Origin of the sequence: Candidatus Poriferisocius sp. (assembly GCF_965214065.1) — a bacterium.
Taxonomy (GTDB): domain Bacteria; phylum Actinomycetota; class Acidimicrobiia; order Acidimicrobiales; family Bin134; genus Poriferisocius.
This window is the reverse complement of sequence record NZ_CBDCAT010000026.1, coordinates 38692-60998: the sequence shown is the minus strand read 5'-3', so window position 1 is coordinate 60998 and position 22307 is coordinate 38692. Positions and strand designations below refer to the sequence as shown.

The 22307-nt window shown below is 68.4% G+C and carries 25 protein-coding genes and 1 tRNA gene; 5 read left to right on the top strand and 21 right to left on the bottom strand.

Annotated features, from left to right (window positions below; all coding sequences use genetic code 11):
- Positions 1-2: 2 nt before the first annotated feature.
- The 5 genes from hpt to ACOOGG_RS04485 are packed head-to-tail and all read right to left on the bottom strand — an operon-like array spanning position 3 to position 2764.
- The gene (gene hpt / locus ACOOGG_RS04505) at positions 3-560 is read right to left on the bottom strand and encodes a hypoxanthine phosphoribosyltransferase (protein WP_420432716.1); all 558 of its coding nucleotides are present in this window, start codon (positions 558-560) and stop codon (positions 3-5) included.
- Complete coding sequence (locus tag ACOOGG_RS04500) at positions 560-1273, bottom strand: MerR family transcriptional regulator (protein WP_420432714.1); 714 nt, start codon at positions 1271-1273, stop codon at positions 560-562. Before ACOOGG_RS04500 ends, hpt begins: the two co-directional genes overlap by 1 nt.
- Positions 1270-1755, bottom strand: coding sequence for an FHA domain-containing protein (locus ACOOGG_RS04495; protein WP_420432712.1), 486 nt, complete (start codon positions 1753-1755; stop codon positions 1270-1272). Before ACOOGG_RS04495 ends, ACOOGG_RS04500 begins: the two co-directional genes overlap by 4 nt.
- Entirely contained in the window at positions 1752-2138 is a 387-nt protein-coding gene (gene gcvH, locus ACOOGG_RS04490) for a glycine cleavage system protein GcvH (RefSeq protein ID WP_420432710.1), read from the bottom strand. Before gcvH ends, ACOOGG_RS04495 begins: the two co-directional genes overlap by 4 nt.
- A gap of 32 nt (positions 2139-2170) precedes the next feature.
- Positions 2171-2764, bottom strand: coding sequence for a CDP-alcohol phosphatidyltransferase family protein (locus ACOOGG_RS04485; protein ID WP_420432708.1), 594 nt, complete (start codon positions 2762-2764; stop codon positions 2171-2173).
- A 22-nt stretch (positions 2765-2786) separates the two neighbouring features.
- Here ACOOGG_RS04485 and ACOOGG_RS04480 point away from each other — a divergent pair, with 22 nt between their 5' ends.
- Positions 2787-3191 (top strand): HIT family protein, encoded by a 405-nt coding sequence (locus ACOOGG_RS04480; protein ID WP_420432706.1) that lies wholly within the window; start codon positions 2787-2789, stop codon positions 3189-3191.
- On the opposite strand, the gene ACOOGG_RS04475 is transcribed toward ACOOGG_RS04480, so the two are convergent.
- The gene (locus tag ACOOGG_RS04475; protein WP_420432704.1) at positions 3192-4721 is read right to left on the bottom strand and encodes a DUF2079 domain-containing protein; all 1530 of its coding nucleotides are present in this window, start codon (positions 4719-4721) and stop codon (positions 3192-3194) included.
- Positions 4721-6442 (bottom strand): N-acyl-D-amino-acid deacylase family protein, encoded by a 1722-nt coding sequence (locus ACOOGG_RS04470; protein ID WP_420432702.1) that lies wholly within the window; start codon positions 6440-6442, stop codon positions 4721-4723. Before ACOOGG_RS04470 ends, ACOOGG_RS04475 begins: the two co-directional genes overlap by 1 nt.
- 63 nt (positions 6443-6505) lie before the next feature.
- Here ACOOGG_RS04470 and ACOOGG_RS04465 point away from each other — a divergent pair.
- Positions 6506-6583 (top strand) — tRNA-Pro (locus ACOOGG_RS04465).
- A 24-nt stretch (positions 6584-6607) separates the two neighbouring features.
- Here ACOOGG_RS04465 and ACOOGG_RS04460 read toward each other — a convergent pair.
- The 3 genes from ACOOGG_RS04460 to ACOOGG_RS04450 all read right to left on the bottom strand — a co-directional run bounded on the left by ACOOGG_RS04460 (position 6608) and on the right by ACOOGG_RS04450 (position 7505).
- A complete protein-coding gene (locus ACOOGG_RS04460) occupies positions 6608-6886 on the bottom strand; it encodes a type II toxin-antitoxin system RelE family toxin (protein ID WP_420432700.1) in 279 nt (92 codons plus the stop codon).
- Positions 6883-7152 (bottom strand): type II toxin-antitoxin system Phd/YefM family antitoxin, encoded by a 270-nt coding sequence (locus ACOOGG_RS04455; RefSeq protein WP_420432698.1) that lies wholly within the window; start codon positions 7150-7152, stop codon positions 6883-6885. Before ACOOGG_RS04455 ends, ACOOGG_RS04460 begins: the two co-directional genes overlap by 4 nt.
- Positions 7153-7286: 134 nt before the next feature.
- Complete coding sequence (locus ACOOGG_RS04450; RefSeq protein WP_420432696.1) at positions 7287-7505, bottom strand: hypothetical protein; 219 nt, start codon at positions 7503-7505, stop codon at positions 7287-7289.
- A gap of 249 nt (positions 7506-7754) precedes the next feature.
- On the opposite strand from ACOOGG_RS04450, the gene ACOOGG_RS04445 reads away from it, so the two are divergent.
- On the top strand, positions 7755-9143 hold the full coding sequence (locus ACOOGG_RS04445) for a DEAD/DEAH box helicase (protein ID WP_420432694.1): 1389 nt from the start codon (positions 7755-7757) through the stop codon (positions 9141-9143).
- 39 nt (positions 9144-9182) lie between these two features.
- On the opposite strand, the gene ACOOGG_RS04440 is transcribed toward ACOOGG_RS04445, so the two are convergent.
- The 3 genes from ACOOGG_RS04440 to ACOOGG_RS04430 are packed head-to-tail and all read right to left on the bottom strand — an operon-like array spanning position 9183 to position 13068.
- Entirely contained in the window at positions 9183-10292 is a 1110-nt protein-coding gene (locus tag ACOOGG_RS04440) for a PP2C family protein-serine/threonine phosphatase (protein WP_420432692.1), read from the bottom strand.
- A gap of 51 nt (positions 10293-10343) precedes the next feature.
- A complete protein-coding gene (der, locus tag ACOOGG_RS04435) occupies positions 10344-11714 on the bottom strand; it encodes a ribosome biogenesis GTPase Der (RefSeq protein WP_420432690.1) in 1371 nt (456 codons plus the stop codon).
- On the bottom strand, positions 11707-13068 hold the full coding sequence (locus tag ACOOGG_RS04430; RefSeq protein ID WP_420432688.1) for a DUF512 domain-containing protein: 1362 nt from the start codon (positions 13066-13068) through the stop codon (positions 11707-11709). Before ACOOGG_RS04430 ends, der begins: the two co-directional genes overlap by 8 nt.
- A gap of 79 nt (positions 13069-13147) precedes the next feature.
- Here ACOOGG_RS04430 and ispH point away from each other — a divergent pair, with 79 nt between their 5' ends.
- Complete coding sequence (gene ispH, locus ACOOGG_RS04425; RefSeq protein WP_420432686.1) at positions 13148-14185, top strand: 4-hydroxy-3-methylbut-2-enyl diphosphate reductase; 1038 nt, start codon at positions 13148-13150, stop codon at positions 14183-14185.
- A gap of 6 nt (positions 14186-14191) precedes the next feature.
- On the opposite strand, the gene ACOOGG_RS04420 is transcribed toward ispH, so the two are convergent.
- The 6 genes from ACOOGG_RS04420 to ACOOGG_RS04395 are packed head-to-tail and all read right to left on the bottom strand — an operon-like array spanning position 14192 to position 19062.
- A complete protein-coding gene (locus tag ACOOGG_RS04420; protein WP_420432684.1) occupies positions 14192-14935 on the bottom strand; it encodes a lysophospholipid acyltransferase family protein in 744 nt (247 codons plus the stop codon).
- Between the two features lie 10 nt (positions 14936-14945).
- Complete coding sequence (gene cmk / locus ACOOGG_RS04415) at positions 14946-15611, bottom strand: (d)CMP kinase (RefSeq protein WP_420432682.1); 666 nt, start codon at positions 15609-15611, stop codon at positions 14946-14948.
- A complete protein-coding gene (gene aroA, locus ACOOGG_RS04410) occupies positions 15608-16876 on the bottom strand; it encodes a 3-phosphoshikimate 1-carboxyvinyltransferase (RefSeq protein ID WP_420432680.1) in 1269 nt (422 codons plus the stop codon). Before aroA ends, cmk begins: the two co-directional genes overlap by 4 nt.
- Positions 16873-17934 carry a prephenate dehydrogenase/arogenate dehydrogenase family protein gene (locus ACOOGG_RS04405; RefSeq protein WP_420432678.1) on the bottom strand — a complete coding sequence of 354 codons (1062 nt, stop codon included), beginning with the start codon at positions 17932-17934 and terminating at the stop codon, positions 16873-16875. The genes aroA and ACOOGG_RS04405 overlap by 4 nt, the downstream gene beginning before the upstream one ends.
- Positions 17934-18302, bottom strand: a complete 369-nt coding sequence (aroH, locus tag ACOOGG_RS04400) for a chorismate mutase (protein ID WP_420432676.1) — start codon at positions 18300-18302, stop codon at positions 17934-17936. The genes ACOOGG_RS04405 and aroH overlap by 1 nt, the downstream gene beginning before the upstream one ends.
- A gap of 10 nt (positions 18303-18312) precedes the next feature.
- Entirely contained in the window at positions 18313-19062 is a 750-nt protein-coding gene (locus ACOOGG_RS04395) for a pseudouridine synthase (RefSeq protein WP_420432674.1), read from the bottom strand.
- A gap of 65 nt (positions 19063-19127) precedes the next feature.
- Here ACOOGG_RS04395 and ACOOGG_RS04390 point away from each other — a divergent pair, with 65 nt between their 5' ends.
- Positions 19128-20798, top strand: a complete 1671-nt coding sequence (locus ACOOGG_RS04390) for a fibronectin type III domain-containing protein (protein WP_420432672.1) — start codon at positions 19128-19130, stop codon at positions 20796-20798.
- On the opposite strand, the gene scpB is transcribed toward ACOOGG_RS04390, so the two are convergent.
- Complete coding sequence (gene scpB, locus ACOOGG_RS04385; protein ID WP_420432670.1) at positions 20795-21418, bottom strand: SMC-Scp complex subunit ScpB; 624 nt, start codon at positions 21416-21418, stop codon at positions 20795-20797. The genes ACOOGG_RS04390 and scpB overlap by 4 nt on opposite strands.
- Positions 21408-22250: a segregation and condensation protein A gene (locus ACOOGG_RS04380; RefSeq protein WP_420432668.1), complete on the bottom strand. Its 843-nt coding sequence runs from the start codon at positions 22248-22250 to the stop codon at positions 21408-21410. The genes scpB and ACOOGG_RS04380 overlap by 11 nt, the downstream gene beginning before the upstream one ends.
- Positions 22251-22307 lie beyond the last annotated feature (57 nt).

The following is a 22307-nucleotide window of genomic DNA, read 5'->3' as shown; positions in this document are numbered from 1 at the left end:
CGTTAGTAGAGGAACGAGACGTACGTATCGGGATCGTCGGCCAAAAGATCGGGATCGCCGACAACCAGCCTGTCGAGGTTGCGATAGCGGCCTGCCCAGTCCAGCCCGTAGCCCAAGAAGAACTCATCGGGGGCCTCGAACCCCACGAAGTCGGGCTCAACCGGCAGGATGCGCCGAGCACTGCGGTTGAGCAGCGCGGCGACCGCCACCGAGGCTGCCGATCGGCGGCCCAGCTCCCCAATCAGGTAGCCCAGGCTGAGCCCGGTGTCCACAATGTCTTCCACAAGCACCACTTCGCGACCGGTCACGTCGCAGTCCAGATCCTTCACCAGTCGAACTCGCCCCGAATCGGGGGCAAACCGCGACATGGCCATGAAGTCCACCTCCACGGCGATGTCCACCGCCCTTACCAGGTCGGCGAGAAACGGCAGGCTCCCCTTCAACACCGATACCAGCACCGCCCCGTCCGAGCACTGCTGGGAGATCTGGGCCGCGACCCGCCCAACTGCCTTCTCGATGGCTCCCCGGCTCGCGAACAGCTCGGGGCCGGCGCGGTCCACTACCCGGTGTGGTTGGCCAAGGCGCACCGGAGCAGCGAGAGCCGCAACTCCGAGCCCAGGTTGATCAGCTCCGCCAGCGTGTCCTGGGATTGCTTGCGAGCTTGGGCGGTGCGCTGCATCACCATGGGCATAATCCTCTGCTCCATCAGTCCGGCCTCTCGCTCGGCGGCCGACTTGTAAGCCCGCAGGTGGCGAGGCTCCACCCCATGGGCCAAGAAACCGGCTGCCACTTTGGCCACGATCAACGCTTCGCTGCCATAGTGCCGCAGCGCGCCGTCGTTGAGGGGCTCGATGAGGCCGAATTTCTGAAGCTCCATGATCTCGGATTGGCTCAGCCCGCTAGCCGACGCCAGCTCGTCGAGGTTCAGCGACACCGAGACCGCCCCCGACTCCAGCGGGTTGGGCCGCTGTGAACCTCGGGCGCCGTCCCCGTCGCTGTTGGATTCCCTGCTTCCCTCGGTCCCGTCGAAGTCCTGCTGGTCGATGCGGTCTTTGATCACCTTGAGAGGCAGGAAGTGATCCCGCTGCTGCTCCAAGATCCACCGCAGGCGGTTGACGTCAGCTTCGGTGAACTTCCGGTAGCCGGATTGGTTCCGCTCGGGATCGATCAAGCCCTGGCTCTCCAGAAAGCGGATCTTGGAGATGCTGATGTCGGCGAAGTCGCCTTTCAGCAGGTCCAAGACCTGTCCGATCGACCGGTGCTGGCCTCTCACCAACCGGTCCGATCGTGGAATACCAGCTTGAAGCGTCCGATTTGGAGCTCGTCGCCGTCTTTCAGCCCGGCTTCCTCCACACGGCGGCTGTTGAGGTAGGTGCCGTTCAAAGAGCCCATGTCCTTGACCCGCGGCACTAGGCCCTCTCGAAAGATCTCCGCGTGGTTCCGCGACACCGTGATGTCGTCGAGGAAGATGTCGGAGTCGGGGTGGCGGCCCAAGGTGACCCGGGTTACGGACAGCTCGAAGCGGCTGCCCGCGGCTGCCCCCTGGGTCACTACCAGTACCGCCGGCTGGCGGATCAGATCGGCTTCAAGCGCCATCTCCGTGGTGGGGTCATCGGCGATGTGGACCGCATCGCCGTCATCGGGTGCGGTGAGGCGTTGCCCGCAAGCCGCGCAGAAGTTCGCCTCCGGCCCGCAGTGGTACCCGCACTTCGGGCAAGAGGCCTCGGCACCGCCAGCAGAAGAGGAGGAAGTCAATTCACGCTCTCCGTCAGTTCGGTGTAGGCCGCCGCGTCCAGGAGGCTGTCCATCTCGGAGAGGTCGGATGCCTCGATCACGCAGATCCACCCTTCGCCGTAGGGGTCCTCGTTCAACCGCTCAGGGTGGTCGATCAGGTCGGCGTTCACCTCGACAACAGTGCCCGACACCGGCGCGTAGATCTCTGACACCGACTTGGTCGACTCGACCTCACTGAACGATTCGCCGCAGGCCACTTCGGCTCCCACCGAGGGTAGTTCGATGTAGACGACATCGCCGAGAGCGTCTTGGGCGTAGTCGGTGATGCCCAAGCAAACCCGACTGCCCTCGAGCCTGGTCCATTCGTGGTCTTCGGAGTAGCGCAGTTCAACCGGTACATTCATTGGCGACACCGTACCGGGAATCGCGAAAACTCTCAACCACAGCTTGAGGCTCCGGCTCGGTCAGACCGGCCGTCGGCCAGGGCCCGACGAGCTCGGGGGATGTACTCCAGCGCCGCGTAATAGCTGAGCGCCAGCGACGGAATGCCCAAGCCCCATCCGACGCCGCTCATGGCTGCTCCCCCAGCCAGGCTCGAATCTCCCAGCAACAGGAGCGGGAGGGCGAACATGAGGCCGAATGTGGCCGTCTTGCCGGTCCAGGTCACGTCGATCCGGCGGGCCCCCATAGCCCCCAGCACCACAGTGGCCAGCGATACCACCGCCTCTCTGGCCAGCATGGTCACCCCGAATGCCGCATGGAGAGAGCCGTCCACCATCATTGCCACCACCGCGGCCAGAAACATCAGCCGGTCGGCGGTGGGGTCCAAGATCTTGCCCAGCTCGGACTCCTGGTCGAAACGCCGGGCGATGTAGCCGTCCACCCAGTCGGTGGCCCCCAGCACCCCGAGCAAGATGGCGGCCCCCGCCCGATTCCCCATCCCCAAGAGCAACACACAAAAAACCGGCACACACCCCAACCGCAGCACCGACACCAAGTTGGGAACGGTCAGTACCTGCCGCCCGGACATAGCCAGGTCATACTATTGGCAAATGCCCAGCGTCTTCACCATGATCATCAACCGCGACATCCCTGGACATTTTGTATGGGAAGACGACGAATGCATAGCCATCTTGTCCATCAACCCCACCCAAACCGGCCACGCCCTAGTCATCCCCCGGGCCGAGATCGACCACTGGCTAGACGTGCCCCCGGAACTGGCCGCCCACCTCATGGTGGTGGCGCAGGAGGTGGGCACCGCCCAGGTGGCCGCGTTCGGAGCGCCCCGAGTAGGCCTCGTCATCGCCGGCCACGAGGTGCCCCACACCCATCTGCACGTGATCCCGATGTTCGACATCGGCGATTTGAGCTTTGCCAATGCCCGAGCCTCGGTTCCCCCCGAAGAGCTGGCCCAGGCCGCCGAACGCCTGCGGGTCCACCTCCCCGCCATCGGGTAACTAGCTCTGGATCACGTTGAGGAGCCGGTAGACCCGCAGGTCGCCCTCCCCCTCTTCCAACTCCAGCCGCTCGAAACCGGTTCGTCTCACATCCAAGTCGAAGCTCTCGATGTCCAGCGGCCTCCAGTCGGGCGCGGCGGCCGGATCGAACACGATCCACTCCACCTTGGGAGTGGCCGCCACCGCCGCGCTGTCGGGACCGTCCGCGGTTTCCAGCACATACAGCCGGGTGCGGTCAGACAACAGGGGAAGGATCTGCTCGGAGGCCCGCACCGACGCATCGGGGGGAATCAGGTCTGCCGCCTCCTGTCGGGCGATATCCATCGTGTCGCGCCGACCCCAGTCCCAGGGCTCGTGGTACAGGGAGCTGGGCGCGTCGCGCAAAAAGAAGAGTCCGGCGGTGAGCACCAGGGCGGTGAGCAGGCGACGGTCCACGTTCACCCGCTCCACCAGCACCCGGCCGGAACGGGCCAGCGCGAATACCGTGGCCGCGAAGACGAACGGAATCATCGGCACCGTCTGAGAGGCCTCCGCCAGCTGGCCGGGGGGCACGTCGGCCACCAGGTACACCGCGAACAGGGGCACCACCGGGAGCAGGTAGCGGGGCGCCACCAGCGGCAGCAGCATCACCGGGGCCAACAAGAACACGATCATCTGGAAGTTGGCCTGCGACACCGCGTCGGCCACCACTTGATGGGGGGCGGAGACGAAACCCCACAGCACCGACCCTGGATGCCCGCTGCCGAAGTCTGAGAACTCCTCGATGTGGGGAAACTTCCCGCCGTTGAACCGGGGCTGGATGGCGGTCATCGACACCAGCCCATAGGCCAGGCCGCTCAGGGCGATGGTCGCACCGGGGCGGCGACGGCCCTCCAGCAGCACCAGCAGGCCCAATCCCGAGAGCGCAAAGGCCAGATCGGCCCGGCAGGTCACTGCCAGCAGGGCGAACACCGCGAACCTTTTCCACCGCCCCCGCAGAGCAGTGAGCACCGCGGCGAACAGCGCGGGGACGGCCAGAGCCTCGGTGTGGAAGTCCGACAGGTTCACCGTGTGGACCGCCGGGTAGGCGCAGTAGGCGAACACCACTGCCATCGCCGCCCCTGATTTGAGTCCGCCCACATCGCGGGCGATTCGCCACAGCGGCACCACGGCCAATGCCAGCACCGAGGCTTGCAGGGCCAACAGCGTGGGCTGATCGGGGAACAAGGCGGTGAGGCCGGCCACCGGGTAGAGGATGAACGCGGCCTGCTCCCACAACAGGTTGTGGCCGGCCACGCTGGAGAGCGGCTCGTATCCCTCCCCGATCAGCCACACCCCCTGAAGATGCGACGACAAGTCGACGCCGGCGTCCAGCGACCGGGCCCGGGCCAAAGACAGGCCCGACAAGAGCCCGCCCAAAAACAGGGCGATAACCCAGGGGACAGCCCGGTCCACCTGTCTGGTGTCGAGGCGGGCCTGCCAGCGCAGTGAGAAGATCTCCAGCCGTCGCCGGAACTGGGCCAGTGTGGCCCTGCTCTGTTCGAGGTCCACTACCCCACCAGCACGGTGTCGGTGTCGCGCCCTGATCGCAGCAGGGTGCCGGGCCGCGATTCGGTGGTCCGGCCGCCGCTTACGATGGGCTGGCCGTTCACCAGCACGTGGTCCACCCCCACCGCGTCGGCGAACAGGCGGGCTGTGCCGCCCGGCAGGTCATCCACCAAGCGCATGGCGCCGGAGTCGACCGCATCGGGGTCGAACACCACCAGATCGGCGTGCCATCCCTGCTCGATGCGACCCCGCTCCCGCAGGCCGAACAGCCGGGCCGGGGCATCGGTGAGCATTTGTACGGCCGCCTCCAGCGAGGCCAGCCGCCGACCCCGCAAACAGTCGCCCAGAAAAGCAGTGGTGTAGGGGGCGCCGCACATGCGGTCGAGGTGGGCACCGGCGTCGGAGCCGCCCAAAAGGGTGTGCTCGCTCTGCCATGCCTCGGCCCTAAGGCGCCAGCTCTCGCCGTCGTCATCGGTGGGGGCCGGCCACAAAACGGTGCGCAGCTCGTCGGCCAGCACCACGTCCACCAGGGTGTCGAAGTGCCCGGCACCCCGCTCGGCGGCGATGTCGGCCACGGTGCGCCCCGAAAGCCCGCGGTTGGCCGGGCTGAAGGTGTCGCCGATCCGATAGCCCCCCCAGCCGGTGAGCCGGCTGAACACCCCGGCGTCGGGCGACGCCGCCCGCTCGGCCAAGCGCGCCCTGGTCTGGGGGTCGGCCAGGCTGGCCATGCGCTCGGGCACCGGCAGGGAGAGCACCTCACCCCAGTCGGGCAACATGTTGAGGGCGCAGTAGTTGAGGAAGCTCATGTTCATGCCCACCAGCACCGGCATGGTCAGCGCCACCACCCGGGCGCCGTGCTCGGCCGCCCGCACCGAGGCTCCGAGCTGGGCCCGGTAGCGGTCGGGGTCGGCCGAGTCGATGGTGAGCACGTTCCAGTTGAGCGGGCGGCGGGCCGCCCGGCTCATGGCCACCATCAAGTCGAGTTCCTCGTCGGTGAAGCCCTGCATGCAGCCGTCGGTCACGTACTCCAGGGTGGTCCCCTCGTGCTCGGCCACCACCGAGCACAGCGCGATCACCTCGTCGTTGCTGGCGAAGCGGGAGGCCACCGGGGCGCCGTCGCCGTCGTTGTGGGTGTACGACAGCGAGGTGGAAAAGCCCAGGCCCCCGGCGGCGATGCCGTCGGCCAACACCGCCTTCATGGCCTCGAGCTGGCCGGGGTCGGCCTCGTTGCCGGTGGCGTCGGCCCCCATGACCGCCCGGCGGATGGCGCAGTGCCCCACCAAAAAACCGGCGTTCACCCCCAGGTTGCCGTCCAAGCGGGCCAGGTAGTCGGCGAAGGTGCGCCACGACCAGTCAAGGCCCGACTCCAGTGCAGTGAGCGGCATGCCCTCCACCTTGGCCATCATGCGCTGGAGGTAGGGGGCGTCTCCGGGGTTGAGGGGCGCCAGGGTGAACCCGCAGTTGCCGCCGATAACGGTGGTCACCCCGTGCAGGTTGGACGGAGAGGCGGCCGGGTCCCAAAAGAGTTGGGCATCGTAGTGGGTGTGGGGGTCGACGAAGCCGGGGCAAACCACCCGGCCAGAGGCGTCGATCTCAGTGCGCCCAGAGTCGGCCACCGTCCCGATCGCCGCTATACGCCCGTCGTTCACCCCGACGTCGCCGGAGAACCCCGGGCTCCCCGAGCCGTCGACGATTGTGCCGCCGCGGATCACCAGGTCCAACACGGCCCCAATCCTACTTATACGCATGGGGAGCCCCCACCCCGCCCCACTATGCTCACTGCCTTACGGGCTGTGGCGCAGCTTGGTTAGCGCGTCGGTCTGGGGGACCGAAGGTCCCGGGTTCAAATCCCGGCAGCCCGACCACTAAACGAACCACAATCGACCACATCAATCAGAGCGGTACGCATCTCGTCGGTGGCTGACCCGAACGACCTCAATCGTTTTGTTGACTTCGTCGATCCGATAAATGACCCGATAAGTGCCTCTTCGTGCGCTCCACAGGCCTTCGAGCTCATTGCGTAACTCCACCCCGATACGCTGGGGATTTTCCAGCAGAGGCCCGCTGATCAATTCGAGAACCGCCGTCGCCACCGCCTGAGGGAGTTTTTCTGCGATGGTTGCTGCCGCTGTCCGGGCGACGACTAGCCCATAGGGGGCATCATTCATGAAGGCCGCAGCGCTCTGACGGCCTCTACGCCGCGTACAACATCGCCTTCCATTAGGGCGCGTTCGCCTTCGGCCAGCTCCTTCATGGCCTCGGGGTCGCCGAGAATAGCCAGGGTTTCTTCCAGCGATTCGAGGTCTTCGTGGCTCATAAGCACCGCAACCGGCGATCCGTTGCGGGTAATCGTCACCCGCTCGTGATGAGCGTTCACCCTCTCGATGAACTCTGAGAACCGATCCCTAACCGACCGCAACGATTCGCTTGCCATGGCCACAATTGTGCCACGCTAATTCCGACTTGTCACCCAATTGTGAGCCGTAGCCAGAACCCCCGATCGACGAGTTCGTCAAGATCTGCCACGCCTCCCGCTCCGGCCGCCGGTAGCACCGGTCGCGCCTCCCCTCAGAACAGCAGGGCGATGCCTTGGATGGCGCGCCAGGCTAGGTAGATGCCGGCGGCGGTTATGGCTAGCCAGAAGTGCCAGGGGACCTTTTGGCGGGTGTCGGGGCTTTGGGCGGGTGGGGTTTCGACTGTTTGGCCACAGGTAGGGCAGGTGCCGTGGGGGGTTATCGAGCTGGGGTTCCAGAAGCGGTCGCAGGGCTCGCACCAGGGCACGGCCATAGCTTGCCACCGCGAGCTGCCGAGGTCGTGCCCGTCGGCCGGGTACCCCGGGCGTTACGGAAAGATGAGGGTTTTGCCGGGGGCGGTGGTAGCCTGGCGTTACTTGGCCGAAGATTTCTGCCGAGCGGGCTGCCTCCGAGCTTCAACCTCTGATGCCGGGCAAGCTGCCCGAAGATGAATTGCGCCACGCTGACGAAAACAGGCGCCGACCATCCCCCAAGCGCCCGCCCAACGCGGGCAAGGAGCCCCATGCCCCCCACTTTCGCCCAGCTGGGCGTGCCCGAATCCATCTGCCGCGCGCTCGAGCGCAGCGGCATCCACAAGCCGTTCGAGATCCAATCCGCCGTCATAGCCGACGCCATGGAAGGCCGAGACATCTGCGGTCGAGCCCCCACCGGGTCGGGCAAGACGCTGGCCTTCGGCATCCCGCTGATCGCCAACGTCGAACAAGCCCGTCCCCGGCGGCCGCGGGCGCTGATCTTGTCGCCCACCCGCGAGCTCGCCGACCAGATCGCATCGGAGCTCCGCTCGATCTCCGGTCCGGTCACCGTGGCCGCCGTTTACGGTGGCGTCGGCTACACCAACCAGCGAAAGCAGCTTCAGCGGGGCGTCGACATCTTGGTGGCCTGTCCCGGTCGGCTCGAAGACCTGATCGACCAGCGGGCGGTGAGCCTGCACGAAGCCGACCAGGTGGTCATCGACGAAGCCGACCGCATGGCCGACATGGGCTTCCTCCCCGCCGTCAGGCGCATCCTCGACCAAACCGCCGACCGGCGCCAGACCGTCATGTTCTCGGCCACGCTCGACAGTGACGTGGCCAAGATCACCCGCGACTACCAGCATCGCCCCATCACCCATGAGGTAGGCGACGCCACCCCCGACATCAGGTCGGCCGATCACCGGTTCTGGACGGTCGAAAAGACCGAGCGAGTCGGCGTCTGCGCCGACGCGATCACCGCCGCCGGCCCGACCATCGTGTTCTGCCGCACCCGGCACGGGTCAGACCGGCTGGCCCGCCAGCTCACCCAGCGCGGCGTCAAGGCCGCTGCCATCCACGGCGGCCACGCCCAGAACCGCCGCACCCGAACGCTCAAAGAGTTCATCAACGGCCAGGTCGAGGCTCTGATCGCCACCGACGTAGCCGCTCGAGGGATCCACGTGGATTCGGTGGCCTGCGTCATCCACTTCGACCCGCCCGAGGATCACAAGGCATACCTGCACCGCTCGGGCCGCACCGCCCGCGCCGGCCAGACCGGTCTGGTGGTGTCGCTGGTCCAAAGCGGCCAACACGCCGACACCAAGAAGATTCAAGAGCAGCTCGACCTCAATGAGCCCATCACCAGCCCCAGGCCCCTAGAACACAGCGCAGCGCCCGCCCGCCGCCACAAGCCGGCTCATCACCACGAAGCCGACCGCACCGACAGGAAGCCGAATGGCAACCACCAGAACCGGCGCAGCCGGCCCGACCGGGACAACAACCGCGACGGTCGCCGATCAAACGGCAACTCCCAAGGACAACGCAACCGATCCGACCGACAAGGCAGCGGCCGCGGCGGAAACAAGTCGAAGGGCAGGCCACATGGTCGCCCGCACCGCCAGGCCACAGGCAAGTCCCGAAGCGGCGCCTCCTCCCGGTAGCGCAGCGCCCGCCCGCTGATCCGGGCGGGCCGAAACAGATCAGGCCCGGCGGACGGCCAAGATGGCCACGTCGTCGCCGATGGTGCCGTCGGCGAAGTCCCGCGCGGCCTCCAATAGCGACTTGCACAACACGTCGGGCGACACGGTGGGATCGCGCCGCAGGTGCATGGCGATGCGGTCCTCGCCGAACTGGGCGTCGCCGTAGCGCACCTCGGCCAGGCCGTCGGTGTACATCAGCACCATGTCGCCGGTGTCGAGGGGGATCTCCTTGCTGAAAAAGGAGCTGTTGGGGTCGAGCATCAACAAGGCGCCGGTGGCCCGCAGCGGCTGCACCTCCCGCTCGTGCCACAGCCAGGCCGCCGGGTGGCCCGCCGAGGCGTAGCGCATGGTCTGGGCCTCGGTGTCGAACACCACGATCACCACCGAGATGAACTCTTCGGCCCGCTCGATAGACGACATCTGGGCGTTCAGCTCCTCTAGGGCTTGAGCCGGGTCGCGGAACTGGCGCAAAAACACCCGGAGCAGGTACTTGGCCTGGAAGGCGGTGATCGAAGACTCGATGCCGCGGCCGGCCACATCGCCGATCACCGCGGCCACCCGGGTCGGGCCTACCCGGAACACGTCGAAGAAGTCGCCGGCCATCACCCCTTCGCCCGCCTGGTACACCCGGCCCATCTCATAGCCGGCGAAGTCGGGCAAGTCGTCGGGGGCCAGCCGGTCGGCCCAGGCCAGCGGAGCGAGATCGCCCTGGCTCAGCGTCTCCTCGGCCCGGCGCTCCATCTCGAATCGCTCCTGGGTGAGCCGGGCCTCGGCCACTGAGCGGCGCCCCCACCAGAGCGGGAACAGGGCCGGCACCACCACCAGCACCAAGATGGCGGTCGCCGCCCGGGACTCAACCGCCGCCATCAGCGCGGCAACAACCATCAGCGCGGCGTACAAAAGGGCGGCGTGGGCGTCGCGGCGGTAGCTGGACTGGGCCAGCGTGTAGGCCGCCTCGTAGGCATCCTTGCCCTCTTCGTCGTACCCCACGCCGGCATGGGTGTGCTCCACCCGGAGCAAGAACCGATAGCGGTGCCGGGCCGACCGCGCGAACACCCCTGAAGCCGCCGCGCACACGCCCGCGACGATCACGAGGAGGAGGTTCTCCATTTCCGAAGGCTACCCCGCCATTTCGGGGAGTTCTTCCCGCTTTTGCCGCAATTACTCCCCCGACCGGCGGCGAACCCGGAGCTTGACCGGAACCGACCCCAAGTCGAACGACTCCCGGAGGCTGCGCTCCAGGTAGCGCAGATAGGTGCGGGGCAGGGTCCGGTTGGCGAACAGCGTGAAGGTGGGGGGATCGGTCGCCCCCTGGGTGGCGTAGAGCACCCGCACGCCGTCGGGGGCGGGATGGGCGGCCTGGGCGTCGCGCAGCACCCGGTTCACCGCCTGGGTGGGGATGCGCCGCCGGTATTCGGAGATCACCCCCCGCAGCTCGGGCAGCAGCCGGTTGACCCCCTTGCCCGACAGGGCGCTTACCCGCAGCACCGCCGCATCGCCCAGAAAGTGCAGCCTCCGGTCGATGTCTGTGGCGATCGCCTTGCGGGCCTCGGTGTCGAGCAGGTCCCACTTGTTCAAAAGCACCACGATCGGGCAGCCGGCGGCATCCACCCGCTCGGCGAGGCGCTGGTCTTGGTGGGTCACCCCCACGGTGGAGTCCACCACCAACAAGGCGATGTCGGAGCGGTCCACCGCGGCCAGCGCCCGCAGCAGCGAGTAGTACTCCGCGGCCTGGTCGATGCGGGCCCGGCGGCGCATGCCCGCGGTGTCCACGAACCGGATCGGCCCCAGCTCGGTTTCCACCACGGTGTCGATGGCGTCGCGGGTGGTGCCCGGCTGGTCGTGGACCACCGAGCGGTCGTCGCCGATGAGGTGGTTGAACAGGGTGGATTTGCCGGCGTTGGGCCGCCCCACGATGGCCACCGACACCATTTTCGACCGGGGGTCAGACCCAGCCTCCGACACCATGGCGTCATCAGACTCCGGCTCAGCGCCGGCGGGGGCCTCTTCGGCCGATTTCTCGGGGAACGCCGCGGTCACCGCGTCCAGCAGGTCCCCCACTCCCCGGCCGTGGAGCGCGCTCACCGGGAACGGGTCGCCCAAGCCCAGCTTCACGAACTCCCAGATGAGGTTTTCGTGGGCCTCGTCGTCCACCTTGTTGACCGCCACCAGCACCGGGCCGTGGCGGCCCCGCAGCCGCCCCGCCACCCCCTCGTCATCGGCGGTGACGCCGGCATGGGAGTCCACCACCATCACCACCACATCGGCTCTAGCCATCGACTTCTCGCTTTGGGCCGACACCTTGGCGTCCATCGAGGCGTTGTCGCCTGAGCCCTGGGGCAGCCAGCCGCCGGTGTCCACCACGGTGAACTCCTGTCCCTGCCAGTGCGCGGGCATCTCCTTGCGGTCGCGGGTGATGCCGGGCTGCTCGGCCACGATGGCCTCCCGGCGGCCCAAGATGCGGTTCATCAGCGTGGACTTGCCCACGTTGGGCCGCCCCACAATGGCCACAGTGGGCATCGGGCTAGCCACCGAGCGCCTCTTTGAGCGCGGCCCCGTCGGTGGCCACCACCTCCACGGGGCGGGGCAGGTCGCCCGGGCGGGTGCCGTCCAAGAACATGCCCTGCGACAGGCACACGTCGGGCAGCAGATAGCGGTGGCCCTCCGGCTCGCCGGCCAGGGTGCGGGCGATGTCGGCGCCCACCAAAAGCCCGGCCACCGCGGTTGTCCCCCCGAAGAACTGGTTCTCCACCGCCACCACTCGCACATCGTCGCGGCCCAAAGAGGCCACCAGCGGGGCCAAAACCGCCGCCCCGTACTCCCCGGTCACCACCGCCGTCGGCGCACCCCGACGGGGCCGCAGCCCAACCGGCGTCGACCCGTCGGCTCGCGGAGCCCGATAGCCGGCGGCCGGCGCCCCCTCAACCCAGGCGAAAAAACCAGCCTGGGTCCCGGTCACCCCGACAGCCTGGCCCATGAACTCCATCTGAAGGGTGGTCGCCATGCCCACCCCGTCCTCGTGCATGCCGAAGCCCTCGTAGGCCTCGGGGCCGGGGAACCCGACCCCGCCCAGCAGGTAGTACTCGTCGGCGGCGAACACCAGGCGGCGGCCCAGAATCCGCTGGTTGATGGCCTGCCACTCGTGTACCGCCTCTACCACCGCGGCCGCCTCGGCGGCGGTGTGGGGCCGCAGCCGGGGCTCAGAGGTGTGGCGCGACACCCCGAGGGGCACCACGCACACGCTGGCCAGCTCGGGGTACTCGTCGGCCACCCCGGCCAGGGTGTCCTCCAGCACGTCGCCGTCGTTCACGCCGGGGCACACCACCACCTGCCCGTTCACCTCGATGCCGTGGTCCAACAGCGCCCGCAGCCAGCGCAGGCTGGTGGCCCCCCGGCGATTGCGCAACATGGCGGCCCGCACATCGGGGTCGGTGGCGTGGATGCTCACGTTCAGCGGCGACAGCCGCTCGGTCACCACCCGCTCCAAGTCGGCCTCGGTGAACCGGGTCAAGGTGGTGAAGTTCCCGTACAGAAACGAGAGCCGGTAGTCGTCGTCTTTCATGTACAGGCTGGGCCGCAGCCCAGGCGGAAGCTGGTAGATGAAGCAGAACTCGCAGTGGTTGTCGCAGGTCCGCACCCGGTCGAACAGCGCCGAGTCCACCTGCGCGCCCAGCGGCGCCCCAGCGGGCTTGTGCACGTCCAACTCCAGCACCACCGCGTCGCGCCGCACATCGAGGCTCAGCTCCGGCTCGTCCACCAGCATCTGGTACTCGATCACGTCTTTGGGAACGCTGCCGTTTATGGCCAGAAGCTCGTCGCCGACCCGCAGGCCGAACCGCTCAGCCGCGGAGCCGTCGGCGACAGCGGTGATCCGAGGCGCGGACATGAACGGAATGATACGAGGCCCCGCCCCCTGCCCAGAACATGGTTCTCGAGAACCGGGATCAGACCGCTAGATTGGCCCTGTGCAAGTGGAGAAGGTGATGTTGGCCGCTCCCCGGGGTTTCTGCGCCGGCGTGGAGATGGCCATCAAGGCGCTGGCCTGGCTGGTTCGCACTTTCGACGGCCCGGTGTACTGCTACCACGAGATCGTCCACAACAAGCTGGTGGTCCGCCGCTTTGAGAAGCTCGGCGTGGTGTTCGTCGACGACATCTCCGAGGTGCCTCCCGGCCACCCGATCATGCTGTCGGCCCACGGCTCGGCCCCCGAAGTGGTGGCCGCGGCCAGCGAGCAGGCCAGCTACATGGTCGATGCGGTGTGCCCGCTGGTCACCAAGGTGCACCACGAGGTGAAGGTTCGGTCCAACAAGGGCTACCGCATCATCTACGTCGGCCACGAAGACCACGAAGAGGCGGTGGGCACCATGGCGGTGGCCCCCAAGGCCATCCATCCGGTGGAGTGCACCGACGACGTGGAGGCGCTGCCCGATTTTGACGAGCCGGTGGCCCTTTTGGCCCAGACCACGCTTTCGCACCGCGACTGGGAGGGCGTGCTGCACGCCGCCCGCCGCCGGTTCCCCGACATGTGGACACCGGGGCGCAGCGACCTGTGCTTCGCCACCACCAACCGCCAGGCCGCCCTCACCGCCATCGTCCGGCGGTGCGACACCTTTGTGGTGGTGGGCTCGGCCAACTCCTCCAACACCCAGGCGCTGGAGAAGCTGGCCCGCGAGCTGGGCTGCCAAAACGTGTACCGGGTGAATCGGGCCTCTGAGCTGCCCGACGACATCTCCGGGGTGGTGGGGGTCACCGCGGGGGCGTCGGCGCCCGAGGAGCTGATCAACGAGGTGCTGGAGCGCCTGGCCCCCGAGCAGGGCATCGAGGAGATCTCGGTCACCGGCGAAGACGAGTACTTCCCCCCGCCCCGCAATCTCCGAGAGCTCATCGAGGCCTCCGGCGCCTTAGCGTCGTTCAGCCTGGGAGGCTCGCCGAATCCTCAAAAGATGGTGGACCGCCAAGTAGCCGCCAGCGATGTCCTAGACGTCCTCACCGCCAGCCGCTGAGCTGATTCACTCCGAGTCCTCGGGTCTCTCGATGGGTATGCCCAGCTCTTGTTGCAGGTTGTCGAACATGGTCTGGAGGATTTCCCGCAGCTCTGAGGAGTAGGCGATCAAGTCCTCCCGGTCGTGGCGGCCCCGGTCGTCGACGTCGGGCGGCGCCAGCGGCTCTCCCCACACGATCCGAACGGTGCGGGGCCGGGGCATCTTTACGCCGATGCCCATGGCCCGCTCGGCGCCCCCGACAGCCACCGGCACCACCGGCACTTGGGCCTTGGCCGCCAGCCAGGCCACCCCGTTCAGCAGCGGGAAGATGCGGGGGCCCGACTTGCGCTCCCCCTCGGGGAACACCACCAGCGCCTTTTCGGCCTCCAGCACGGTCAGCGCCGCTTTCAGCGCGCTGCGGTCCACCATCTCCCGGCGGACGGGAAACGCGCCCATGGTCACCAAGAACCGGGTGGTGATCGGACCCCTGAACAGACCGCTCTTGGCGAAATAGCGCGGTGCCCGCCCTGCCGACGCCCCCACCAAAAGCGTGTCCAGGTTGGAGCGGTGGGTGGGGGCGATGATCACCCCGCCGGTGCGGGGCAGGTTGCGCCGCCCTCGGGTGTAGCAGCGGAAGTACGCCCCGAACACCGCCCGGGCCAGCCGCTGGATAAAGAAGTGGAACACCACGCCCGCCACCCGGCCCTTGGCCTCTAGATCCTCGGGGCGAAGCTCGGCCGGGCTCATGGCAGCAGGGCGATCGGCGGGCACCACGGCAGCCTCATCCCAGCCGGGCGATCAGCTTGTCCACCACCTCGTCGACGGAGAGGCGGGTGGTGTCGATGTGTATGGCGTCGGGGGCCTGGCTCAAAGGGTCGTGCTGGCGGGTGGAGTCGGCCGCGTCCCTGGCGGCCAGGTCGGCGGCCACTGTCTCGTAGTCGAGGGCGCTCACCTCGCCCGCGCGGCGCTCGGCGCGCACCTCGACCGAGGCGCTCAGATACACCTTCAGCTCGGCGTCGGGGAACACCACCGTGCCGATGTCGCGGCCCTCGAGCACGCCGCCGCCGCGCTCCATCGCCCACGCCCGCTGGCGCACCCGCAGCACATCTCGCACCCCGGAGATGGCCGCCACCGTGCTCACCGACCGGGTCACCTCCGGGCCTCGGATCTGGGTGGTGGCATCCACCCCGTCGACCACCACCGCGGTGTCGTCGATTCGGATGTCGCTGGTTCGGGCCACCTCCACGATGGCGTCGGAGTCGGCCAGGTCAACCTCCCGGGCCATGGCCGCGAACGCCACCGACCGGTACATGGCCCCGGTGTCGAGGTACTCCAGCCCGAGGCGCTCGGCCAGCCGCCGAGCCACCGTCGACTTGCCCGAACCCGCCGGCCCGTCGATGGCGATCACCCTCAGGCGCGGCCCGGTTGGCTCGGCACCAGTGCTCATGGAGACCATCCTGTGACGCGGCTCAGGTCTCGGGCAAAGCCCGGATAGCTGGTGGCGGTGGCCTCGAACCCCTCGACGGTCACCGACGCCGAACCCGCTGCGCCGGCGATGGCCGCGGCCATCGCCATCCGGTGATCCCCATGGGAGTCCACCGTACCGCCGCCCAGTCTCCCGACTCCCGCCACCGCCAAAGCCTCGCCGTCGATCTCAGTCTGGGCCCCAAACCCGTTGAGCATCTCGATGATGGACGCCACCCGGTCGCTTTCTTTGACCCGAAGCTCGCCAATCCCCTCGAATACCGTGACCCCCTCGGCCGCCGCCGCGGCCACCGCCAATATGGGCACCTCGTCGATGCAGCCAGGCAGCTCGTCGGCGCTCACCCGGGTGGCTCTCAGCTCGCTGGTGCAAGCCCGGATGTCACCAGAGTCGGGGTCAACCGAAATGTCGGCCCCCATGCGGGCCAGCACGTCGACGAAGCCGCCCCGGGCCGGGCCGAGGTACACGTTTTCCACCGTGAGGTCGCTGTCGGGGGCCATGCACGCCCCCACCAGCCAGAAAGCGGCCTGCGAAGGGTCGCCGGGTATGCCTATTGAATGGGGCGGCTCCACTTCGCCGGGCCAAACGGTCACCGAACCGCCCCCCCGCTCCACCCGCACGCCGGCGTCGGCCAGCATCTCCTCGGTGTGGGCCCTGGTGGGCACCGGCTCGTGAACGGCGGTGGGGCCCTCAGCCCGCAAGGCCGCTAGCAGCACCGCGCTCTTCACTTGGGCCGAGGCCACCGGCAAGGTGTAGTCGATGCCCCGCAGCGGGCGGCCCTGCACCGTCAAAGGCGCCAGGGTGCCGCCCGACCCGCTGCCCCGCACCGACGCCCCCATAGCCGACAGCGGCTCGATGATCCGATCCATGGGCCGGCGGCGGATGGAGGCGTCGCCGTCCAGGGTGGTGGTGAAGTGGTATCCGGCCACCAAACCGGCCAGCAGCCGGATACCGGTGCCGGAGTTCCCGAGATAGATGGCGCCGGGCACCCCGGCCAGCCCGCCAGCCACCGTCACCTCCCCGGTGCCATGGACCTCAACCTGCGCCCCCAGAGCCTGCACCGCCAAACGGGTGCGGGTCACATCATCGCCGTCGGACAGGCCCGAGATGGTGCACGGCCGGCGGCCCACAGCAGCGATCATCAACGCCCGGTGCGAGATCGACTTGTCTCCCGGAACCCGAAGCCGCCCGGTGAAGCGCTGCGAGCCCTCAATAGTGATCGCGCTCACGACAAAGGTCTTGAAGACGGGGCGTAACCCTGCTGCCTCAGAGCGTCCAACAGGCTCCCCATCGCCTCGTCGTCGACCACCAAGATGGCCACGCCCTGGCTGCCCTCCACCGAGTGGGCGATCTCCAGGTCGTAGATGTTCACCCCGATGTCGGTGGTCAAGCTGGTGATGCGGGCCAGCTCGCCGGGACGGTCGAATACGGGCACCCTGATCTCGGCCAGCGCCACCTCTCGATCCATGCCGGCGGGCAGATGCACCCGGGCTGCTCGAGCCTTCTCCAGCAGATCCAGCAGCCCGCCTCTATCGCCCTCGGCCACCAGGCAGCGCACATCGCCCAGTGCGTCGATGAACCGGTCCAAAACCGAGCAAATGGCCTCGGCGTTCTCCTCGCAGATGTCCGGCCAGATTCCGGGGTGTCCCGAAGCGATGCGGGTCATGTCCCGGAATCCGCCTGCGGCCAGCCGCAGCATCGCCCGGTGCTCATCGGATCGCTCGTCGGCCAGCGACATGAGGGTGGCTGCGGTGAGATGGGGCACGTGCGACACCACCGCCACCAGCGCGTCGTGGCGCTCGGGGGCCAGCGACACCACGTCGGCGCCCAGCGAGGCCACCACCGATCGGATCTGCACCAAAGAGTCGTCGTCGGTCTCGTCGGTTGGGGTGAGAACCCACACCGCGTTCTGGAACAGGTCGGCCCGGGCGCCGGCCACCCCCTCCTGCTCGCTGCCCGCCATCGGGTGTCCGCCCACGAATCGGCGGTCGGCCACCTCAGCCACGATGGAGGCCTTCACGCTGCCCACATCGGTGACCAGCCCATCGCTGGCCCCCAGCGCCTTGCGGGCCTCGGCGGCGGCCGCCCCTACCGGGGTGGCCACAAAAGTGATGTCGGCGCCGGTGGGGGGCCCCACCGCGTCGAGGGCCCCCCGGCGCAGAGCCTCAGCGGCCACCGACTCGTCTTGGTCGGTGCCCACCACTTGCCAGCCTCGTTCCCGCAGGGCCAGGCCGATGGAGGCGCCGATGAGGCCGGTGCCGACGATGGCTGCCCGATGAGCCGCCATCACTCGGGAAGGTCGTCGCGCAGGCCCTGGGCGCCTTCCAGGTAGATGTGGTGGAGCTCGTCGCGCCCCCGCTCGGTGTTCAGATGGATGAGCACCCGCAGACAAAGCGGCGTGCCCCCCACGATGTCGAGCTCTTGGGCGCACAACAGCGGCACATCGCCCAAGCCGAATTTCCGGGCCGGCGCCGCCGGAAACACCGAGTTGATGTCGGAGGTGGCGGTAAACACGATGCTGATCAGGTCGTCGTGGTGGATGTCGTTGCGGTCGAACAGCTCGGTCAACAGCGCGATGATCCGCTCTTCGATCTGCTCGGCGGTGTCGTCGTCGATGGTGGTGGCGCCCCGCAGGGCCCGCACGGCGCGGCTCACACCCCCGATTCTACCGACCCCCGCCGCCGGGCTCGCACTCAGATCCTGGAGTGGTTCCGCTGCGCTCCAAGGCCCGCACTTCGCCGGGGTCGAGCTCCCGCCACTGGCCGGGGGCAAGGCTGCGGTCGGCCAGCGGGCCGATGCGGGTGCGCACCAGGCGCAGCACCGGGTGGCCCACCGCCTCGCACATCCGCCGCACCAGGCGGTTGCGGCCCTCGTGGACCACGATGCGAACCACCGAGGGCTCCAAGAGCGACACCGCCGTGGCCCGGGCCGCGCCGTCGTCTAACTCCACCCCCTCGCGCAGCCGCCGCAGCGCCCCCCGGCTGGGACGGCCCTGCACCTGGGCCAGATACTCCTTGTCCACCCCGAACGAGGGGTGGGTGAGGCGGTGGGTCAGCTCCCCGTCGTTGGTCAACAACAACAGCCCCTCGCTGTCGGCGTCGAGGCGCCCCACCGAGAATACCCGGGGCTCGGGGGGCACCATCTCCACCACCGTGGGCCGCCCTTCGGGGTCAGAAGCGGTAGAGACCGCGCCGGGGGGCTTGTTCAATAGGTAGTACACCAGATCGGCCCGCAGCCCCACCGAGACCCCGTCCACCGCCACCGAATCGTGCTCGGGATCTATCCGCTGGCCCAGCCGGGCCGCCTCGCCGTTGACGGTGATGCGGCCCTCGGCCACCATCTCCTCCACCGCCCGCCGGCTGGCCACCCCCGCCCGAGCCAGCACCTTCTGTATCCGCTCAGGATCGCTGCCCATGAGGGGCTACCATGGCATGCGCTACCAGATGCCGCCGAGCATTTGGGCCACACAAGCTTATGGCTATGGGTTATGTCGCCGTTTCCAGCGCCCGGCGGGTCGCGATGTGGGCCGCTTTGGGCGCCCTGGCTCTGGTGGGCGCGCTGTTGGCCCCGATGCCTGGCGCCGGGGCCCAGCCGAGCGTGCCCGCTGAACCCGTCAATGCGACCGCCACCCCCGGAGACTCACAGGTCACGCTGGCTTGGACCCCGGGCGACGACAACGGCAGCACCATCATCCGCTACGAGTACACCTACGACGAGAACGGCGTGGCCGTCAACGTGTGGTATCCCGTGCCCAACAGCAATCGCCACACCACCGGCTACACCGTGACCGGGCTGACCAACGGCAACACCTACCGGTTCTATCTGCGAGCCGTGAACTTGGAGGGCAACGGCGCGGTGGCCACCGCCGCGCTGCTGCCCGCCATACCGGCCACCACACCGGACCCGCCCACCGGGTTGACGGCCACTCCGGGCAACTCCCAGGCCACGCTCACCTGGACTCCCGGCTTCGACGGCGGCTCGCGCGTCTTGTACTACGAAATCCGCTACCGAGCCGGCAACGGCCCCTACAACCCGTGGACCATCATGGTGGGCTCCACCGGCGACACCACCAGCCACATCGTTACCGGCTTGTCCAACGGCGTCACCTACCGGTTCCAGGTTCGCGCCGTAAACGCCATAGGGCCGACCCCGTCTGAGCCTTACGACGCCGAGCTCGAAGACGACACCACCGACCCGGAAGACGAAATGGCCGAGCCGGACACCACCGAACCCGAAGACGACACCGAGGCGGAGACCACCGAACCTGAAAACGACACCGAGCCGGAACCCGATACGGCCGAGCCCGAAGACACCGAGCCCGAGACCTCCGAGCCCGAACCCGATACCGCCGAGCCCGAAGACACCGAGCCCGAGACCTCCGAGCCCGAACCCGATACCGCCGAGCCCGAAGACACCGAGCCCGAGACCTCCGAGCCCGAACCCGATACGGCCGAGCCTGAAGACACCGGGCTGGAGCCCGGCAGCGAGCCCGAGCCCACTGAGCCCGAGCCCACTGAGCCCGAACCCACCGCTGACGAGCCGGCGGCGCCGGTTGTGGTACCGCCTGACGACGGACTCTTTTACTCGGGCGTCATCACCGGGCCGACCTTCTGCATTGGTCTGTGGCTGGGCGGTCCTACCACGTTCCCGCATGACTCCAACGGCGACGGAGTGGCCGACGTGTGCTCGCTGCCCTACACCCGCCGCGAGGCCATCGCCCGCCAGCAAGCGATGATCGCGCTGGCCAACCACCACGCCGACCTCTACACCATGCTGGTGAACGCGGCCTGCGCCGCCACCGAGGGCACCGCGGCCTGCGGCGGCGAAACCCTGGGCGCTGCGCCGACAGTTCCGCCCGCCGGCAGCGGCTTCTACTCCGGCGAGGTCATCACCGGGCCGGGCTTTTGCGCCAACCGGTCGCTGGGCGGCCCCACCACCTACCCGCATGACTCCAACGGCGACGGAGTGGCCGACGTGTGCTCGCTGCCCTACACCCGCCGCGAGGCCATCGCCCGCCAGCTAGCCGGCGACATCCTCGCCGCCACCTTCCCAGAGCAGTTCCAAATCCGCATCCGCAACAGCTGCCGCGCCCTCGCCAACGCCGACTACGGCGACAACCCCGCCGATCTAGCTAAAGACGCCTGCGCCTAGCCGCCGCTTCCCACCTCGTCGCCGTTGCCGCCAGACGCCGGCGATGGGCGGCTGTCGGCCATGAGGCTGGTTTCCAAGGCCTCGATCACCTCGGGGCCGGGCACGAAATCCACCAGCGGGGGCAGGTCGCGCAAAGAGTCGAGGCCCAGGCGCTCCAAAAACGCCGGGGTGGTGGCAAACAGCCGGGCGGTGCCCGGGCCGGGGTCGCGGCCCGCCTCATAGATAAGGCCCCGCTGTTCGAGGGTGCGCATGGCCCCCTCGGCGTTCACCCCTCTAATGGCCGACACCTGCGCCCGCGACAGCGGCTGCTTGTAGGCCACGATGGCCAGCGTCTCCAAAGCGGCCGACGACAGCCGGGCGCTCTGGCCGCTCACCACAAACCGCTTCACGTAGCTCTCGGCGTCGGGATGGCTGCGGTAGCGGTAGCCCCCGGCGGCCCGAACCAGCTCGAAGCCCCGCCCCTCGGCCCGGTACTCATCGGCCAGCTCGGCGCAGATGGCCTCCACCTCTGCTGAGGGGATCTCGATGAGCTGGGCCATCAGCCCCGGCGCCACCGGCTCCTCGGCCACCATCACCATGGCCTCCACCGCCCGGCGGGCCTCCCGGCGCTCATCCCTCATAGGCGTCTGTCTCCAATAGCGATGCCCCACCGGCTTCATCGCCGCTCCAGGCGATGGTGATGCTCCCGAACACCGCTGCCTGCGAAACCTCCACCAGCCCCCGCTTGTACAGCTCCAATACGGCCAAGAAGTACACCACCACCTCGATGCCGGTGGCCAAGTGCTCGGTGAGGTCCCTGAACCCCACCGGGCCCACAGCCGGCAGCCGGGCGGCCAGCTCGGTGGCCACTTCGTAAACGGTGAAGGGGATGTTGGTCACATGGGCCAGGCTCACCTTGGGCACGGGCCGAACGGCGGTGGCCCGCAAATACGCCGCCCGCAGGTCGTCGGGGGCGGTCCCGGCCAAAAAGTCGGGCACCAGCTCCATATAGCGCTCATCGGGCCCCGCGGTGCGCCCAAAACCCCGCCCGGCCGCCGCGGCCAGCTTCTCCAGGGCCGCCGATGCTGCTTTAAAGGTGTGGCACTCCAGCAACCGGGCCAACAGCAGGTCGCGCTCGCTCCACAGGGCCAGCTCCTCGTCGAGGTCCACCGAGGCGCTGTCGGGCAAAAGCCGGCTGCTTTTGAGCTGCACGAGCGTGGCCGCGATCAACAAGAACTCGGTGGCCACCTCCAAATCAAGCTTTTCCATGCGGTCGAGCTCGGCCAGATAGGCGTCCACGATGTCGCCCACCACCACCTCGTACAGGTCGACCTCGTCGCGCAGTATCAAGTGCAACAAAAGATCAAGCGGCCCCTCGAACACCTCGGTACGCACTTCGAAAGGACCCTGCGACACCTCGGTTCGCACCTTCACCGGCCCCTCAGACACCTCGGTGCGCGCCCCTGCTGCCACCCCGCTACCCTACCGGGCGGCTGCGGCGGCTTCGGTGACGCCGGCAACACCGCACGC

Bases quoted from the DNA above. Each gene is read 5' to 3' on its own strand.
- ACOOGG_RS04485 (WP_420432708.1), bottom strand. From the start codon at position 2,764: ATGTCCGGGCGGCAGGTACTGACCGTTCCCAACTTGGTGTCGGTGCTG.
- cmk (WP_420432682.1), bottom strand. From the start codon at position 15,611: ATGAGCACTGGTGCCGAGCCAACCGGGCCGCGCCTGAGGGTGATCGCC.
- ACOOGG_RS04450 (WP_420432696.1), bottom strand. From the start codon at position 7,505: ATGGCCGTGCCCTGGTGCGAGCCCTGCGACCGCTTCTGGAACCCCAGC.
- ACOOGG_RS04460 (WP_420432700.1), bottom strand. From the start codon at position 6,886: ATGAATGATGCCCCCTATGGGCTAGTCGTCGCCCGGACAGCGGCAGCA.
- ACOOGG_RS04395 (WP_420432674.1), bottom strand. From the start codon at position 19,062: ATGGGCAGCGATCCTGAGCGGATACAGAAGGTGCTGGCTCGGGCGGGG.
- ACOOGG_RS04445 (WP_420432694.1), top strand. From the start codon at position 7,755: ATGCCCCCCACTTTCGCCCAGCTGGGCGTGCCCGAATCCATCTGCCGC.
- ACOOGG_RS04405 (WP_420432678.1), bottom strand. From the start codon at position 17,934: ATGGCGGCTCATCGGGCAGCCATCGTCGGCACCGGCCTCATCGGCGCC.
- ACOOGG_RS04455 (WP_420432698.1), bottom strand. From the start codon at position 7,152: ATGGCAAGCGAATCGTTGCGGTCGGTTAGGGATCGGTTCTCAGAGTTC.
- gcvH (WP_420432710.1), bottom strand. From the start codon at position 2,138: ATGAATGTACCGGTTGAACTGCGCTACTCCGAAGACCACGAATGGACC.
- ACOOGG_RS04390 (WP_420432672.1), top strand. From the start codon at position 19,128: ATGGGTTATGTCGCCGTTTCCAGCGCCCGGCGGGTCGCGATGTGGGCC.
- ACOOGG_RS04430 (WP_420432688.1), bottom strand. From the start codon at position 13,068: ATGTCCGCGCCTCGGATCACCGCTGTCGCCGACGGCTCCGCGGCTGAG.
- ACOOGG_RS04440 (WP_420432692.1), bottom strand. From the start codon at position 10,292: ATGGAGAACCTCCTCCTCGTGATCGTCGCGGGCGTGTGCGCGGCGGCT.
- ACOOGG_RS04480 (WP_420432706.1), top strand. From the start codon at position 2,787: ATGCCCAGCGTCTTCACCATGATCATCAACCGCGACATCCCTGGACAT.
- scpB (WP_420432670.1), bottom strand. From the start codon at position 21,418: ATGAGGGATGAGCGCCGGGAGGCCCGCCGGGCGGTGGAGGCCATGGTG.